Origin of the sequence: Agrobacterium sp. RC10-4-1, assembly GCF_014138475.1 — a bacterium.
Lineage (GTDB): Bacteria > Pseudomonadota > Alphaproteobacteria > Rhizobiales > Rhizobiaceae > Agrobacterium > Agrobacterium pusense.
On the sequence record NZ_JACJIT010000001.1, the window covers coordinates 150,404 to 167,202 of the forward strand.

Genomic DNA, 16,799 nt, shown 5'->3' on the forward strand with positions numbered 1-16,799 from the left:
TGCCGATGGGCAGGGCTTACTGCCCATCCAGACAGACAGATTTTGTGGACTGTTTACCGACATTGCTGTCGCTTGCAGGCGGGGTCGAGGTCCAAGCTGGACCTCGAATTTTGGCGCTCCGTGTCGGCGGCGAGCGGTTTGGACCGTGGCGGAAATGCTGAGGGCGTTGATGTTGTCGAACGCGTCAGTCGAGACCGGCCATCAGCTTGTCCAGGGTGACGGGCAGATCGCGAACACGAATACCCGTTGCGTTATAGACTGCATTTGCAACGGCTGCGCCAACCCCTGTTATACCGATTTCACCGATGCCGCGAGCGCCCATCGGCGCCTGCGGGTCGGGCTTGTTGGTGTAGAGGATTTCAATAGGCGGTACGTCCATCTGCACCGGCACATGATAATCCGCCAGGGAGGCGTTCACGATGCGTCCAGTCCGCTCATCGAAATAGGTTTCTTCGGTCAGGGCAAGCCCGATGCCCATTATTATGCCGCCTTTGAACTGGCTGGTCGCCATTTTGGGATTGAGGATCTGCCCGGCGTCGAAGGAACCCAGGAAGCGGGAGATGCGCGTCTCGCCGGTGAGTGCGCTGACGCGCACCTCGCAGAACTGCGCACCATAGGAATGCATTGAAAAAGCTTCCATTTCGGCTGGGGCTGGTGCCTCTGCCTCGCAGACGAGCTCTTCTCGACCCGCCCTCTGGAGGATCGATTGGTAGCTCTCAAACCGGCTGCTATCGTTGACATGCGATAGCCCACCATCTCTCGCCTCGACTTCAGGAAGCGACAGCCCCGCAAGGGGCGAGTCATTCCCGGCAAGCTTGATCAACTCTTCCATGAAGACCTCGGTTGCGGCAATGATCGCCCCGCCTATGGAGGCGGTCTGAGTGGAGCCTCCGGCGATCACGCCTCTCGGCAGTCTGCTGTCGCCATACTCGAACGTGACATGCTCGAGCGGCAGGCCCAGTCGTGCCGCCAGGTGCTGCACCTGAGCCGTGGCGGTGCCCATACCCATGTCATGGACGGCCGTCGACACGGTAACATGGCCGTCTGCAGTCAGCTTGATCCGGGCCGCACCGCCGGGAAAGCGGTGGTAAGGATAGGTCGCGGTGGCGCATCCCATGCCGATAAGCCATTCGCCTTCACGTCTTTGACGTGGTGTCCGGCTCCTTTTATCCCAGCCGAATTGCTCTGCGCCCTTGTCGTAAGCCTCGATGAGATAGCGCGACGAGAACGGCTTGCCGGTCGTCGGGTCCTTTTCCGGCTCGATCCGCCGGCGCAGCTCGATGGGATCCAGTTCCAATTTCTCCGCGAGTTCATCCAGTGCACATTCAAGTGCGAAAGTCCCGACGGACTCGCCCGGCGCACGCATGAAAGTATTTGCCAGCATGTCCAGATCGGCGACATCCTGACCAATGCGGAACGTTCTGGCGCCATAGAGATGGCGGGCCGGAAAGGTGAATTGTTCCGGACAGGAATTGTGCGTCGTCATCGCCGCGGTTCCGGTGTGGATCAACGCATTAAGTGTTCCATCGGTCCTGGCACCCAAGGCCACGCGCTGTTCGGTTACAGTGCGACCGCCGATGATCCTGAAGACACCTTCCCGCGACAGCATGATGCGCACGGGGCGCCCCGCAAGTTTGGCTGCCGCGCAAGCCAGGATCTGATGATCCCAGAAACATTTCCCACCGAAGCCACCGCCGACATAGGGCGAGGTTACATGGACCTTGCTGATATCGAGCCCGAATATATCCGCGAGCTGGCCTGTGGTAAGGTCTAGCAGCTGGCTCGCATCATGAACGCGCAGCTCATCATCGTTCCAGACGATCGTTGCTGCATGCAGTTCTATGGCATTGTGATTGTGGCGTGGTGTTCTGTAGATGAGATCGACCTTCACCTGCGAATCTGCAAGCGCGGCTTCCGCGTCGCCGATTTCAACAAATGGAGGCTGACCAAGCAGGTTTTCGAGCTGCCTGGGCGATTTCTTGGCTTCATCGAAGGACGTGACCGCCGGCAGCAGTTCATACTTTGCCGTGACCAACGATGCAGCGTAATCCGCCTGTTCCTGCGTTTCGGCCAGAACCAGAGCGATCGGCTGACCGTTCCAGTGGATTTCGTCGTTTTGCATGACGGGAAGATTGCTCGCCCCGGCAGCTGTCGGAGACGACATCATCAGCGACGGCGCCTTCATCCTCGGTGCGTTTCTGTAGGTCATGACGAGAATGACGCCGGGCGCGGCCTCCGCTGCACTCACATTCAGCTCGGAGATGCGACCGCGGGCAACGGTGCTGAAAGCGAGCGCCGCATAGCTGATGTTGTCATAGGGAAACTCCGCCGCAAATCGCGTCCTGCCCTGAACCTTCATGGGACCTTCGATGCGCGATATGGATTGCCCGAGGGCGCCATGTTTGCGCAGCAGCGGGTCTTTCGTAACGGCAGGTTGCCAGCGACCTTGTCTGCCCGCTTCCGGCAGCGTGTGGGTATCAGCGCTCATGCGTTTTCTCCCTTCAGTTCTTCCAGAACGGCGACAATAGTGCGTTTTGCCAGTTCGATCTTGAAAGCATTGTCTCGCAGACCGACAGCGTCCGCGAGTTCGGCCTCCGCCGCAGCGCGGAAAGTCTTCGCGTTTGCCGGCTGACCTTTAAGATGCGATTCAGCAGTGAGAGCGCGCCACGGCTTGTGCGCGACGCCGCCGAGCGCCAGCCTCACGTCGTTCACGTTACCTGCGCTATCGACATCAAGCGCCGCGGCGACGGAAACGAGAGCGAAGGCGTAACTCGCACGGTCCCTGACCTTTCGGTAAGCGGATCTTTTTGCAAAAGGCAGCGCTGGGATTTCGACGGCCGTGATGAGCTCGTCCGGATGAAGTGCCGTTTCTATCTGGGGTGTGTCGCCCGGCAGACGGTGAAGATCGCGCAGCGGCAGGCTGCGCGTGCCGGATGGCCCCTCAAGGTGCACCATTGCATCCAGTGCGACGAGCGCAACGCACATGTCGGAAGGATGGGTCGCGATGCAGCTTTGAGATGCCCCAAGGATTGCGTGGTAGCGGTTGAAACCTTCCAGCGCGTCGCAGCCCGAACTCGGTTCACGCTTGTTGCAATGGGCGGCATTGTCATAGAAATACCGACACCGGGTGCGTTGGAGGATATTGCCTCCGACAGTCGCGACGTTTCGAATCTGCGCGCTTGCTCCTGCCAGGATGGCCCGGGAGAGAACCGGGAACTGGATCCGTACCGCGCCATGGGCCGCGAGCGCCGTGTTCTTCACCCCCGCTCCGATCAGCAGGCTGCCATCGGTGCGCTGTTCGATGCTGCTCGATAGCCGCGTGACATCGATCAGCGTTTCCGGTCTTTCGAGCGTCTCGCGCATGAGATCGACAAGATTGGTGCCGCCGCCCAAATATTTCGCTGCCGGCCCGGCCTGTTTGAGCGCGATCGCCGACCCAGCATCAGATGCCTGGTGATAGGAGAAGATATTCATGCCCGTGCCCTCTCATCGGTTGGGACCGCCGTCTGCTGCACCAGCGTTTCAGATATGGCTTCAACGATGCCGTTATAGGCTCCGCAGCGACAGAGATTGCCGCTCATGCGTTCGCGAATCTCGGTGTCATCGACGGCGATGCTGTCGCTCGAAAGATCGGCGGTGACGAAGCTCGGAATATTTCGTTCAATTTCTCCCGCCATGCCGACGGCGGAACAGAGTTGGCCGGGTGTGCAATAGCCGCATTGAAAGCCGTCATGCTCTATGAAGGCTTTTTGCAGGGGATGAAGGTTGCCGTTTGCGGCGAGGCCCTCGACAGTCGTGATGTTACGGCCCTGATACTGGACCGCGAGCGCGAGACAGGAATTGATGCGCTCGCCATCCACCAGAACGGTGCATGCGCCGCATGCGCCTTGATCACACCCTTTCTTGGTGCCGGTAAATCCCAGATAGTTGCGCATGAGATCAAGCAGCGAAGTGCGGATGTCTGCCTCGACCTCCACTGCCGTTCCGTTGATGTTAAATCGCATTGGACATCTCCCTCGTCTGAAGGCCCGCGCTGGAGGATCTGTCGCGGCACCCATGGAACTCACGGTAATGGTTTGCCTGTGACCAGCCGTCGGCTTGTTGATGCGACGGCCTTCTGCTCTAGCTGTTTGTTACGTTGAGCTGTCGCGACGCTGCGATGTCGGCGATGACCGACAGCGCCAGTGACTGAGCGTCTCTTGCCCGCCCGAAAACGCCAATCGGGGCCTTGATCCGGGCGATTGACTCATCCGAATGACCCCTCTGGCGCAATCGCTCGACGCGTTTCTCATGGGTGCGGGAACTGCCGAGTGCGCCTATGTAAAAAGGCGATGCGCGCAGAGCGGCCTCAAGTAACGGGATTTCCCGATCCAGGTCATGCTGGAGAACTGCAACGGCCGTGTCGGGATCAATCAACGATGCATCGATGTTGGTTCCCGGCGAATCCTCAAGGAGAACAACGTCGTATCCTGCAGCTCTCGCGACGCTGGCGGCGTTTTCCACTTCGAGCGAGCGCCCGGAAAAAACCGTCCGTACTTTTGGCCGATAGTGGGTGACAAAGACATCGCCATCCCAGCCGGTCGGCTTGCTCTGGAGGCCGGGCGAAAGTTGCTCGAGACCCGGTGCATAACAAAGCGATGCGCATTGCCGGTGATCGACCTGCATGTTGGTGGAACAGAGCGGTTCAACGTTCCTGACAAGATGAATCGCAACCGTAATGCCGCCTCCGCAGGGCAGCACGATATCGAAGAACGGCGAGCCTTCGCCCAGCATGACGAAGCGATCATGGCCGCTCTTCATCGCTTGCAAGGCTTCAGCGGCGATAGCCGCTTCCGTGCATCCGCCAGAAACATATCCGCAGTACCTGCCATCCTCAGCGACCGCCATATGCGCGCCAAGCGGCCGGGACGAGCCTCCGCGTATTTCCACCAAGGTGCACAGCGCCACCTCAAGCCCTGCCTCCATGGTCTCGATGGCAAAGTTCAGGACGTCGTAGGCCCTGTCAGTGGAAAAAGCTTGCTGCGGTGTTGCCAAGATTGAGGCATCTGCACTGCGACGCAACCAATCTGCGGGATTATCGTTATGTCTGATGCTATCGGCCGATCGTGTCATAAGTGCCTCCTGCATTGTGACATCAGAATGAGCGACAGAAGGTTAAGTTCCTCAGGAACTCTGGAGTTGTCGGGAGCTCATCAGCGCCAATCGTTGATTTCAGCATGACATCCGCCTCATAACTGATTTAAAGAAGCGAATGGCGCACCCATAAACGGAGGCGCCTCCGTTTAACTTAGTGGCTTGCAGTCGTCCGTCAAGCTATTTTTTAATGGAGCGGCCTTTCACGTGCCCAAGGAGCAAACGCCTCCGGTTGAACCGGCCCCTTTGCGTGCAGACGCCCGGCGAAATCGGGAAAAGCTGATTGAAGTCGCGGCGCTGGCATTTTCAGAGCAGGGCGCGGCGGCTTCGCTGGAAGATATTGCCAGGCGTGCAGGCGTTGGCATAGGGACGCTGTACCGGCACTTCCCGACGCGCGAACATCTGGTGGAGGGCGTCTATCGGCGCGAGCTGGAAATTCTTGCGACGGCCGCGCGCGACCTGATCCGGGAAGAAGAGCCCGCGAAAGCCGTTGAAGAATGGATGAACCGGTTTGTTAGCTACATGGCGGCAAAAAGGGGCATGGCCAACAGTCTGAAACTCCTGTTCACCTCCAACTCCGCCCTTTTTGCGGAGGGCTCGAAGCTGTTGCATACGGCGTTCGAGGAGCTACTCGACAATGCCGTCAAGGCTGACGCCGTAAAGGGAGACATCGCAGGTGCGGATGTCCTGAACGCGCTCTTCGGCATCTATTCCATACCGGAAGGGCCGGATTGGCGTGACCGCGCGCACAGGATCGTCCGGCTGGTCATGGATGGGCTGCGGCGTTAGTCAGGTATCCAGATCATATGGGAACTGTCGCCTCGTGCCTGCAATCTTGGCGGATAGACACCCTCCACGCTGTTCTGGTGCTCGTGGCCGTGACGCATTCACTCTCCGACAACGGCTCCCTCGCGCCGGGGATCGGCGCTGCCGGCCAACCCCTTGGGGGTCATCTCAATGACATGCAAACCGGAATTCATTTCACCCGGTTTTACCTCGTAACCCAGCGCCTTGAGCGATCCCACCAGATCTTCTGCGCTGGTGCCGGCCTCGATATCGTATGTGCCAAACCGGTTGATGAGATGTGGCTGGGCGACGATCGCCTCAACGGGCATGCCCCAGTCAATGTAGGCGATCAGCGCCTGTGCCACATAGCCGATGATCTGGCTGCCGCCGGGTGAACCAATGGCGAGCAGGGGTCTTCCATCCTTCATCACGATAGTCGGGGCCATCGACGAGCGCGGCCGTTTACCGGGCTCAACGCGGTTGGCGACCGGCAGGCCGCCGTCGTGAGTCTTGAACGAGAAGTCTGTCAACTCGTTATTGAGCAGGAAACCATTCGTCATCAGACGCGAGCCGAAGCCGTTTTCGATTGTCGTCGTCATAGAGACCACATTGCCGTCCTTGTCGGCAATGACAAAATGGCTCGTAGAGGGCAACTCGAGCGCGGCATCCCGGCCCAAAAGGAGCGCGTGGTCCCATTCAGGCTCGCCGGCCTTGACGGCATCCTTGGCCAACGCCTTGTCGCCATCGAGCAGCTTTGCCCTTTCGCTTAGGTAGCTCTTGTCCAGCAGGCCCTTGATCGGCAGGGGAACGAAATCGGCGTCAGCGACATAACGCTCGCGGTCGGCAAAGGCGAGGCGTTGCGCATCGCCGATAATGCGCCAGCTTTCGACATTCTTCGGCCCCAGGCTCTTCAGGTCGAAATTCTCCGACAGGCCGAGTATTTGACCGATGGCGACGGCACCCGAAGACGGCGGTCCCATCCCGCACACATCAAGAGCGCGATAATTGAAGCAGACCGGTGCGCGCTCGATCACACGATAGTTGGACAGGTCGGTCAGCGACAAGACGCCCGGATTGTCGGCGGCTTCGCGCACGGTCTTGACGATCGCCTCGGCGATTGTCCCCTTGTAAAAAGCGTCGGCGCCGCCTTTGGCAAGCACGGCAAGCGTTTCGGCATAGGCCGGGTTCTTCAACACGGCACCGGTTTGCAGGGCGGCCCCTGAGGCGTCGAAGAAATATGACCGGGCTTCTGCATATTTCTTCAGCCGGTCGCCCTCCGAAGCGATGAGGGAGGCAAGACGCGGTGATACTTTGAACCCCTCGGTCGCCAGCTTTTCGCCGGGCTTCAGAAGGCTCGCCCATTCCGCTTCTCCATACCGTTTATGGGCTTCCTCCAGAAGTCGCACCGTTCCCGGCGTGCCAACGGAACGGCCGCCAATGACTGCGTCCAGGAATTTAAGCGGCTGACCTTTATCATCCAGGAAGAGCTTAGGCGTAGCTTCCCGTGGCGCCGTCTCACGGCCGTCCAACGTCGTCAACTTGCCGCTTTTTGCATGGTAATAAACCAGGAAGGCACCGCCGCCGAGACCGGAACTCTGCGGTTCGACAAGGCCCAGCACGGTCTGCACCGCCACCATCGCATCTATGGCGTTTCCGCCCGCTGCGATCACCTCGCGTCCCGCCTCAGCCGCGAGGGGATTGGCCGCGGCGACCATGAAGCTCTTTGACTCGACACGTCTGGCAGTTGCAGCTCCCGTCGCTTTTTCGGGCGCGACAGTGTCAGAGGCCTGCTGAGCGGAGGCAATTGCGGTGGAGAGCACCAAAGCGAGGACAGTCCCACCGAGAAATCTCGTTTTCATTCGCCTTGTCCTCCAGCGCGGCGCGCCAGTGAATCCCATAATGGCCGAGGCAGGGATGGTTGCCCGAACTTTCTCTTCGCTCTCGGAAGAGCCGGCCTCTGCCCGTGACGCCATTCAGTGACGGACCGTAGCGTCGCTCTATTGCTGCACTATGATGACTGTTTCGGCCTGTGTCCATCATGCCGGAAGGTGACACATGCGTTGAGGGCGCGTCATGGAGCCTCCGCCGCCAGCACTGTCGCGGTGGTGATTTGCCTGGGCGTCAGTTGTCTTGCGTGATCGGTCCGCTGGCGGACAATCTCATTTTTATCTCGGTCCCAGGTCAATCCTCAAGAAGAATGGCGTCGCTCAGGAGCTCCCGCTTAAGCAGTGCCTCCAACCAGTCTATGAAGACCTGCAAACGATGGGAGAGGTGCTGCCTGTGTGGATAGAGCAGCGCCATGGGCAAAGATTGGGCCCTGTAATCCGGCATCACCTCGATCAGGGCGCCGTTTTGCAAGTGATCTCGGACGTCGTAGGCAGGTATCTGAATAAGACCCATTCCTGCCAGACAACATGCAATATAGGCCTCTGCACTGTTGACCGTCACGCGGGCACGCATAGACATCGAGCGAACGGTGTCGTTTTCCAGCCATTCCCAGCTTTCAATTCTCCCCGTGGAAGGAGATGCGTAGTTAATTGCCCAATGTTGCGACAGATCGTCCGGGGCGAAAGGTGTGCCATGCGCGGCAAAATAGGCTGGGCTGCCGATGTTGATGAGTGGCAGCCTGCCTATCTGTCGCGCGATCAAACCGGAGTCGGTCAATGCACCGACCCGCAAAACGCAATCCACACTCTCTTCAATGAGATTGACTGCGCGGTCGGTAACCCCCAGCTCGATATCGATCAAAGGGAATCGATGAAGGAAATCCGGCAAGGCGGGCGCGATTATCAACCGGCCGATCCGGCCCGGAACGTCGATCCTCAGCCTGCCCGATGGCCGTGAGATGGTTTGTCGGAAGATGTTCTCGGTGTCCTCGACATCCGAGACAATGCGCTGGCACCTCTCGTAAAAAGCCAACCCATCCTGCGTCGCTGAAACCTTGCGGGTGGTCCGGTGCAGCAGGCGGGCGCCGACGCGCGCCTCCAGTTCCAGAACGGCAGCTGAAACCGTAGACCGTGGCAGGCCGAGTGTGTCTGCTGCACGTGTAAAGCTTGAGCACTCCACAACGCGGGTGAACACACGAAAGAGGTCGATGCGATCCACAAGAGCCTCAGATTGTGCGGGGTTTCAAACAAGTGAAACCAGAATGGATGACTTTATCACGAAAATCCAGACGATACTCTGGCTGGCGACGGCGGGCGCAGATGCGGCTGCCCATCTGCAAAAGGAGGCCATCCATGACCGATCACAGCATCAAGGGTAAAACCGTCATCATCGCCGGGGGCGCCAAGAATTTGGGCGGGCTGATAGCACGCGATCTCGCCTCACACGGCGCAAAAGCAATCGCGATCCATTATAACAGCGCTGCCACCAAAGGGGAGGCGGATGCAACAGTAGCCGCAGTCAAGGCGGCCGGTGCCGAGGCAGTGGCATTGCAAGCCGACCTGACAACGGCGGGCGCCGTCGAAAAGCTGTACGCCGAGGCTGTGGCTGCCATCGGCCGGCCTGACATTGCAATCAACACGGTGGGTAAGGTCCTCAAAAAGCCAATTCTGGAGATATCTGAAGCCGAATATGATGAAATGAGTGCCGTCAACGCGAAAACCGCATTCTTCTTCATCAAGGAAGCTGGCAGGCACCTTAATGACAACGGCAAGCTGGTAACGCTGGTGACCTCATTGCTCGGCGCGTTCACACCTTTCTATGCGAGCTACGCCGGCACCAAGGCGCCGGTCGAGCATTTCACCCGCGCAGCCTCGAAGGAGTTCGGTCAGCGCGGCATCTCGGTCACGGCGATCGGGCCCGGCCCGATGGACACCCCGTTTTTCTATCCCGCCGAGGGAGCGGATGCCGTCGCCTACCACAAGACCGCGGCGGCGCTCTCCGGTTTCTCCAAGACGGGACTTACCGACATCGAGGACATCGTCCCCTACATCCGTTTTATGGTCTCGGATGGTTGGTGGATGACGGGCCAAACCATTCTCGTCAACGGCGGCTATACGACCAAGTAACGACTGGGGGAACGGGCTTCAGCGCCCGTTCTCGCCTGCGAGGCATGAAAGGTTGGCATCATGCATATGATGTTGGTGATTCTGGGCGGCATTGCCCTGTTCGGTGTATTCTGCCTGTTCGGTTGGCTGTGGGGCGAGGATCCGGCAAGTGTGGCTGTCGCCGCGAAAGCTTTCATTCCCCTCTGGCTTGCGATGGCGCTGGTCAACCTGTGGGTGGGCGTGACCAAAGCGGGTTACACGGTGATGCAGGAACTGCCCATCTTCGTGATTGTCGCCGCAATACCGGCTGCAATAGCTGCGATCGCTGTATGGCAAATCGCAAGGGCCTGATACGTAGCGGCACGTAGCTGCCGGTTCGGCGCACGATTCCTTGTCTTGCGTATGGTTGGCGCGGGCGACAATAACGCCATTCCATTCGGTCGGCGGAACTTGATCGATAGCTGCAAGCGGCATCCAGGCAGCAGTCCAAAGGTGAGGATCGGGAGAAACTGATACTGGATTGGGGCCGTTTGACCGTTGACTACGCAACGTGCGCAGAAACCAGCGTGCACGTTCAACGGTCACCTGTGCGGGGTTCACGGTAAAATTTGCTGTCTCTCGAAAGCCGAAAGTCTTGCATATTCATCCGCCAGAAAGTCCAGAAGCGCGCGCACGGATGGCAGCAGCCCGCGCCGTGAAGGGAAGGCGGCATGGATGATGCCGCTTCGTGGCGCCCAGTCTGGCAGGAGGTCGATCAGCCTCCCCATCGCCATATCCTCCCTGATGACCATGGTGGGAAACTGGCAGACACCGATGCCCCGGAGTGTGGCAAGCCGCAGGGCTACCATGTCGTCGGTAATCAGCAGCGGTTGATAGGGAATGGCCGCGGAGGCGCCATTGGGACCAAGCAGGTTCCATTCGAAACTGCTGTGGGATGAACCCCAGGCGAGGCCGGGCATGTTGACGAGATCGGCCGGAATGGTGATGCGTGATTTGACAATGCTGGGGCTTGCGACTAACCGCTGTTCGCTTTCCGCCAGCTTGCGGATGACGAGATCGCTGTCTTCAAGCGGAGGGAAACGCACCCGGATGGCAAGGTCGAAACCCTCGCGGATCACATCCACCCGTCGGTTCGTGCTTTCCAGATGGACTTTCACTTTGGGGTACTCGGCCATGAAGCGGGCGATCATTTCTCCAACCTGAAAATAGATCACCGATGCGGGACAGCTCACCCGCACCGTGCCCTGCGGTTCCGCTCGCCGGCGGTCGATCGCTTCCAGTGCCGCTTCCGCCTCCACCACCATCGCCAGACAATGGCGGTAAAATTCCTGGCCGATTTCGGTAACTGCAAACTGCCGGGTCGTGCGCTGCACCAGCCTCACGCCGAGATCCTCCTCCAGCAGGCCGATGCGGCGGCTCAGCCGTGAGCGGGGGACGTCCAGTTTCCTTGCGGCGGCCGAAAAACCGCCCTGTTCCACAACGTCGACGAAGAGGCGCAGATCGTTCAGATCGGGCATGGTACGGCCTTTAATTGTCCTGTTTTCAGGACAGTATATCCTGATTTCCGATCTACCGGCCAGTTTGTTCCAGAATTATTTTGCTCTCACACGATCACCAGCGGCTCTTCGCAAAGAGAAGGGCACTCAGGAGACAATGATGAGACAGGTTCTTGGCGTTTACAGCAGCACATCGCCGCATTGGGTCGGGGACGGGTTCCCGGTCCGCTCCATGCTTTCCCAGATGACCCAGGGCGAACATATCAGCCCCTTCCTGCATCTTGATTATGCCGGACCGCAACGGTTTGAGCCTAGTAACGCGCCGCGGGGCGTTGGCGCCCATCCGCATCGCGGGTTCGAAACAGTGACCATCGTCTATCAGGGCGAAGTGGAACATCGCGACTCGACCGGAAGCGGTGGTCTGATCGGCCCGGGCGATGTTCAATGGATGACCGCGGCTGCGGGTATCCTGCACGAGGAACGTCATTCCCGTGCCTTTACGAAACAGGGCGGTACGCTGGAAATGGTGCAGCTCTGGGTGAACCTGCCCGCGAGGGACAAGTCCGCGCCGCCCGCTTATCAGACCGTACTCGACGGGGATATTCCCGCCGTGGTGTTGCCTGCCAATGCCGGAACTGTTCGTGTCATCGCCGGCGAGTATGCCGGACACAACGGACCGGCGCGCACTTTCACGCCGATCAACGTCTGGGATCTGCGTCTGAAGCAGGGCGGACTCGCGAGATTCGATCTGCCGGAGGGCCACAGCGCCGGTCTTGCCGTACTTCGCGGAACTGTCACCGTAAACGGCACGCGATCGGCGCGAGATGCCCAGTTCGTCATGCTTGATCGCGAGGGAGGTGGCTTTGACATCACCGCCGACAGCGACGCGACGGTGCTTCTGCTGAGCGGTATGCCACTTAGCGAGCCGGTTGCGATGCAGGGGCCGTTCGTCATGAACACGCCTGAGGAATTGCGCGAAGCCTTCGTGGATTTCCGAGCCGGAAAATTTGGCGGCATTCCTGCATGAGCCATTCCCGCGGCTTTGCAAGGGCCGCGGGCCTTATCGGGGCAAGTGATTTCCTTCCCCAAGTCCATGCTTACCAACCACGGAGACTTGAAATGAGTACACCAGCCAATTTTAACGGCCAGCGGCCGGTCATCGATCCCGATGATGCGGTGATGCTTTTGATCGACCACCAGAGCGGTCTGTTCCAGACGGTGGCGGATATGCCGATGCCTGTTCTGCGCAACCACGCCACAGCACTTGCCAGAATGGCGACGCTGACGAAGATGCCTGTTATCACCACGGCATCAGTACCGCAGGGGCCCAACGGTCCGCTGATCCCGGAAATTCATGAAAATGCACCACATGCGCAATATGTGGCGCGTCGTGGCGAGATCAATGCCTGGGACAATCCGGATTTCGTCGCCGCCGTCAAGGCGACCGGTCGCAAGACCCTGATCATTGCCGGTACCATCACCAGCGTATGCATGGCCTTTCCAGCCATCAGTGCCGTTCAGGATGGCTACAGGGTTTTTGCCGTGGTCGATGCATCCGGAACCTACTCCAAGATGGCCCAGGAAATCACTTTGGCCCGAGTCGTTCAGGCGGGTGTGGTGCCAATGGACACCGCCGCGGTGGCTTCCGAACTTCAAAAGACGTGGCACCGGGACGATGCCCAGGAATGGGCGGCAGTCTACACGAAGATCTTCCCTCCCTATCAGCTTCTGATCGAAAGCTACATGAAGGCGCAGGAAGTCGAAAAGAACAACGAACAGCTCGATTCACAACGTGGCTGATCTCAAATGGCAAAAGGGCGGCGGAGTCCGCGCCGCCCTGCATTTCATCTCGTTCCTTCATGCGTGTATTCATGCAGGGCAGCGAGACGGTCCAGTGACACACCGAAAAGGACTCTGGACTGCAGGAGGCTGGCGGAGGTGATCGGGGGTGGACCGCTCGGATTGAGATATATGGGGCTTTGATTGAGATAGGATCGGCCATGATGACTTTCGGCTGATATCGACGGTCAGACACAGGAAACATGCCACAACCGTGACAGACACTTTGCTCGCACCCGAAAGTTCTATAGGCTGCTTCTGTCAATCCTCAGGTGGAGATCGTCGTCCTGGACAAGGTTAACACGCTCGCAGTTCCCGTATCCAGCCTCCTCGACACAGTGGACTGGGCATCAGGGCCACTTGGTCCGAAATCGGAATGGCCTGCCTGTCTGCATGCCGCCATCGGCATCATGCTTCCCTCACAGGCGCAGATCGTGATGTTCTGGGGACCGGAGTTTGTCGCGTTCTACAACGACGCCTACGCGCCAACCATAGGCAATAAGCACCCACACGCATTCGGCAGACCCGCCCGAGAATACTGGAACGAACTCTGGGATGACCTCGAGCCGCTGCTGAAGCGCGTCCTCGCGAAGGGAGAAACGGTCGCCGCAAAAGACAGGCCATTTTATATCGAAAGACACGGTTACCCCGAAACGGTGTACTTCGACATTTCGTATTCTCCGGTCGCGGATCAGGATGGCACCGTGCGTGGTGTGTTCTGCATCGTCAACGAAACGACCGAGCGGGTGAAGGCGGATGCGGCCTTGCGAGAGAGCGAGGAGCGTCTAAGGGCCATCTTCGCGCAGTCAGCCGCTGGCATAGCCCTCGGCGATCTGACCGGAAAACTCCTCAGCGTGAACGATCATTTCTGTCGGATCGTCGGTCGGCCGAGGGACGAGCTGATCGGCATCCGCATGCAGGAGATTACGTTTGCCGACGATCTTCCCGAAAACCAGCGCCTGTTCCAGCACATGGTTCAGACCGGTGAAAGCTTCGAGATAGAAAAGCGCTACGTCCGTGGTGACGGAAGTCTGGTGTGGGTCGCGAACTCGGTCTCCGCAATCCGCGATGACGGGGGAAACATGTCGCAAGCTGTCGCCATTTCGGTCGATATCGGCGAGAGACGACACGCGCAGGAGATCGAGAAACACCTCGCGTCGATGATCGCCTCTTCCAATGACGCGATTATGGGCATCGATCTCGATATGAAGATCACCAGCTGGAACGCAGCTGCGGAAAAGCTCTATGGTTATTCGCAGGATGAAGTCGTCGGCCGGTCGGTGCTGATGTTGGTGCCGGATGGGAGGCAGGAAGAGGAGCCGAGGATCCTCACGGAGGTCAGGGCAGGCCGTTTCGTTGAACCCTACGAGACGCAGCGTCGTCGAAAGGACGGGCGGCTTGTCGAGGTGCTTCTCAGCGTGTCGCCGATCCGCGACGCCAACGGACGTGTTATAGGCGCCTCCAAGACGGCGCATGACATCACCGCCCGCAAGGATGCAGAGCGGCTGAAATCCATTCTCGTCAATGAACTCCATCATCGCGTCAAGAACGTCCTTGCGACTGTGACGGCAATTGCGAGACAAACGCTTGGTCGCGACAAGGCAAACCACGAGGAGGTGGAAGCCTTCACCAGCAGATTGGCGTCGCTGAGCAGAGCGCAGGACCTGCTGGTGCACGCCGATTGGCAGCACGCAGATCTCAAGGCCGTCATGCAGCAGGCCTTGTCACCTTATCCCGTCGACGCCTTTCAGATTGGCGGGCCTAGCGTTCCCTTGCCCCCGAGAGCGGTCGTGTCACTTTCCCTTGCTCTCCACGAACTGGCGACCAACGCGGCAAAATACGGTGCACTGTCCGCGCCTGGCGGCCAGGTATCCATCTCGTGGCAATTCGAGCCTCTTGCAGACAACCGCCTGCGGATTGTGTGGGAGGAGCGAGGGGGGCCGGAGGTTGCTCCGCCCCGGCGCAGGGGTTTCGGTTCGACTCTCATCGAGCGGCTTCTGTCCGCCGAATTGAAGGGCGAGACGAAATTCGTCTACGAGAAGAGCGGTGTGATCTGCGTCATTGAGGCGGAAATGTCGAAGGATGATGATGGCGCGGCGTAATGAGGCCGAAGAGCGCGGAATGGCTTATGATCGGGGCCCCGCCCGAGACGGGCGGGACTCCTTTGCAGATATGAAGGGCTATCTCCTGTAGGCGAGTCCGCCCCAGATTCTTCCTTCATCCCTATGTCGACCACCGTGAACAGCGCCGATGTAAGCTGCTGCAGAGGACACGATTGCTGAAGCCGCCAATAAAAACGCGGTCAGAATGCCGGTGATTCGTGCTTTCTCCGCAACGTCAGCCGCCTGCCTCTTGGCATCCTCCAGCGCTTTCTCTGCCTGCGCCTTCATTTCGTCGACGCGCTTTTGGGCCTCATCGACTTTTTGCTGCGCTTCCGTCCGTACGGCCTGCACCCGCTCCACCGTCTGATTGACCCTGTTCTGGGCATCGGTCTGGCTGATGCCGGTACGCGTAGCAATCTGTGTCGTGAGCCAGTTTCTGTCAGCGTCGGAAATTTCGCCTGTCGACAGCAGATTTCCCAGGATGCCGCTTATTTGCCGCTGGTAGTCACCGACCGTTTGATCGGCCTGCGGCGACGCTGCCTGTCCATCCGTTCGCAACAGCGTATCAGTAAAATAATCGAGGGGATTGGCCCTGAGGCCCTGCGGAAGCATCTGCTCGATGCTGGGCGCTGCTGCCTGCCCGGCCCCTTGCGCGATACCGCCAGCGGCACTGCCGGCTCCCGAAACGATTCCCCCGGCGATCTGTCCGACGCCTTGCGCCGCTCCACCAACCGCCGTTCCCGTTGCCTCAATTGCTGTCTGGGCGGCGCTTCCAACAGCTCTTGCACCACCTGAAAGAACGCCCAGGGCCAGGAATGCCGAGACGACCGTTCCAATCCCCCAAACCACCAGCCCATTCAGGCCGTCACGAACGGTCAATTCGTTTCGGTCCGCCTGCCCTGCGGGTCTGCGCATCCGGCCGGTGATGTAACCGCCCAGCATGTAAGAGCCGACCATGGAAACGACCACGAAGAGGCCGGTTATGATCAGCCAGACTGAACTGATCTCACCGCCATTGTCCGCCGAGATTGAACTCAGTCCCAATCCGCTGGCAAACGCGGTGAGAACCGCCATTGCCCCGGAGGCAATAAACGCTCCGGCAAAAATGGCAGGCCAGTCGACGTAGCTCCGATTGGCGTCAGTAACGATTGGATCAACCATTAGCGTAACCCCAACAGTGAGAGAATGAACAGGACGACCACGACCAGCCCGACTAGGTAAATGATAGAGTTCACGGTATCTCCTCCGAAAGGGGGCAGATTCTCCGCATGGCGGATGACTGCATGCTGTGGGAAATGCGAGCTTCATTGCTCGTGAACCAAACTCGTCGCGCTCAAAAAAGTTTCACCCCCGATCGCCGTCGCCGGCAAAACCGGATTCAAGACGGATTCCCTGTCTGCGATGTGTCTTATCTCGCGTCGCCGGCCTCTAAAGAACCTTCGACAGTTAGA

At 59.1% G+C, this 16,799-nt stretch carries 14 protein-coding genes; 6 read left to right on the forward strand and 8 right to left on the reverse strand.

Annotated elements, in window-relative coordinates; all coding sequences use genetic code 11:
- Positions 1-184 precede the first annotated feature (184 nt).
- From FHW77_RS00695 to FHW77_RS00710, 4 genes are all read right to left on the reverse strand, one after another.
- Positions 185-2,488 (reverse strand): xanthine dehydrogenase family protein molybdopterin-binding subunit, encoded by a 2,304-nt coding sequence (locus FHW77_RS00695; RefSeq protein ID WP_052808803.1) that lies wholly within the window; start codon positions 2,486-2,488, stop codon positions 185-187.
- The gene (locus FHW77_RS00700; protein ID WP_044459086.1) at positions 2,485-3,474 is read right to left on the reverse strand and encodes an FAD binding domain-containing protein; all 990 of its coding nucleotides are present in this window, start codon (positions 3,472-3,474) and stop codon (positions 2,485-2,487) included. The genes FHW77_RS00695 and FHW77_RS00700 overlap by 4 nt, the downstream gene beginning before the upstream one ends.
- Positions 3,471-4,004: a 2Fe-2S iron-sulfur cluster-binding protein gene (locus FHW77_RS00705; protein ID WP_044459087.1), complete on the reverse strand. Its 534-nt coding sequence runs from the start codon at positions 4,002-4,004 to the stop codon at positions 3,471-3,473. The genes FHW77_RS00700 and FHW77_RS00705 overlap by 4 nt, the downstream gene beginning before the upstream one ends.
- 118 nt (positions 4,005-4,122) lie before the next feature.
- Positions 4,123-5,112: an XdhC family protein gene (locus tag FHW77_RS00710; protein WP_082055393.1), complete on the reverse strand. Its 990-nt coding sequence runs from the start codon at positions 5,110-5,112 to the stop codon at positions 4,123-4,125.
- 228 nt (positions 5,113-5,340) lie between these two features.
- Here FHW77_RS00710 and FHW77_RS00715 point away from each other — a divergent pair, with 228 nt between their 5' ends.
- On the forward strand, positions 5,341-5,922 hold the full coding sequence (locus FHW77_RS00715; protein WP_022563124.1) for a TetR/AcrR family transcriptional regulator: 582 nt from the start codon (positions 5,341-5,343) through the stop codon (positions 5,920-5,922).
- A 98-nt stretch (positions 5,923-6,020) separates the two neighbouring features.
- Here the strand turns inward: FHW77_RS00715 and ggt are convergent, their stop codons facing one another.
- Both ggt and FHW77_RS00725 read right to left on the reverse strand, forming a co-directional pair.
- The gene (ggt, locus tag FHW77_RS00720) at positions 6,021-7,778 is read right to left on the reverse strand and encodes a gamma-glutamyltransferase (protein ID WP_044459088.1); all 1,758 of its coding nucleotides are present in this window, start codon (positions 7,776-7,778) and stop codon (positions 6,021-6,023) included.
- A 322-nt stretch (positions 7,779-8,100) separates the two neighbouring features.
- Positions 8,101-9,024 (reverse strand): LysR family transcriptional regulator, encoded by a 924-nt coding sequence (locus FHW77_RS00725; RefSeq protein WP_035208651.1) that lies wholly within the window; start codon positions 9,022-9,024, stop codon positions 8,101-8,103.
- Positions 9,025-9,158: 134 nt separating this feature from the next.
- Here FHW77_RS00725 and FHW77_RS00730 point away from each other — a divergent pair, with 134 nt between their 5' ends.
- On the forward strand, positions 9,159-9,932 hold the full coding sequence (locus FHW77_RS00730) for an SDR family oxidoreductase (protein WP_035208649.1): 774 nt from the start codon (positions 9,159-9,161) through the stop codon (positions 9,930-9,932).
- Positions 9,933-9,992: 60 nt separating this feature from the next.
- A complete protein-coding gene (locus FHW77_RS00735; RefSeq protein WP_044459089.1) occupies positions 9,993-10,262 on the forward strand; it encodes a hypothetical protein in 270 nt (89 codons plus the stop codon).
- 245 nt (positions 10,263-10,507) lie between these two features.
- Here the strand turns inward: FHW77_RS00735 and FHW77_RS00740 are convergent, their stop codons facing one another.
- Entirely contained in the window at positions 10,508-11,428 is a 921-nt protein-coding gene (locus FHW77_RS00740; RefSeq protein ID WP_044459090.1) for a LysR family transcriptional regulator, read from the reverse strand.
- Positions 11,429-11,567: 139 nt separating this feature from the next.
- Here FHW77_RS00740 and FHW77_RS00745 point away from each other — a divergent pair, with 139 nt between their 5' ends.
- The 3 genes from FHW77_RS00745 (at position 11,568) to FHW77_RS00755 (ending at position 15,348) form a co-directional block, all read left to right on the forward strand.
- Positions 11,568-12,434, forward strand: coding sequence for a pirin family protein (locus tag FHW77_RS00745; RefSeq protein WP_044459091.1), 867 nt, complete (start codon positions 11,568-11,570; stop codon positions 12,432-12,434).
- Positions 12,435-12,526: 92 nt separating this feature from the next.
- Positions 12,527-13,207 (forward strand): hydrolase, encoded by a 681-nt coding sequence (locus FHW77_RS00750; protein ID WP_044459092.1) that lies wholly within the window; start codon positions 12,527-12,529, stop codon positions 13,205-13,207.
- A 311-nt stretch (positions 13,208-13,518) separates the two neighbouring features.
- Positions 13,519-15,348: a PAS domain-containing HWE histidine kinase family protein gene (locus FHW77_RS00755; protein WP_111814649.1), complete on the forward strand. Its 1,830-nt coding sequence runs from the start codon at positions 13,519-13,521 to the stop codon at positions 15,346-15,348.
- 78 nt (positions 15,349-15,426) lie between these two features.
- Here the strand turns inward: FHW77_RS00755 and FHW77_RS00760 are convergent, their stop codons facing one another.
- Positions 15,427-16,509, reverse strand: coding sequence for an ATP synthase subunit B family protein (locus tag FHW77_RS00760; RefSeq protein WP_111814647.1), 1,083 nt, complete (start codon positions 16,507-16,509; stop codon positions 15,427-15,429).
- Positions 16,510-16,799: the final 290 nt, after the last annotated feature.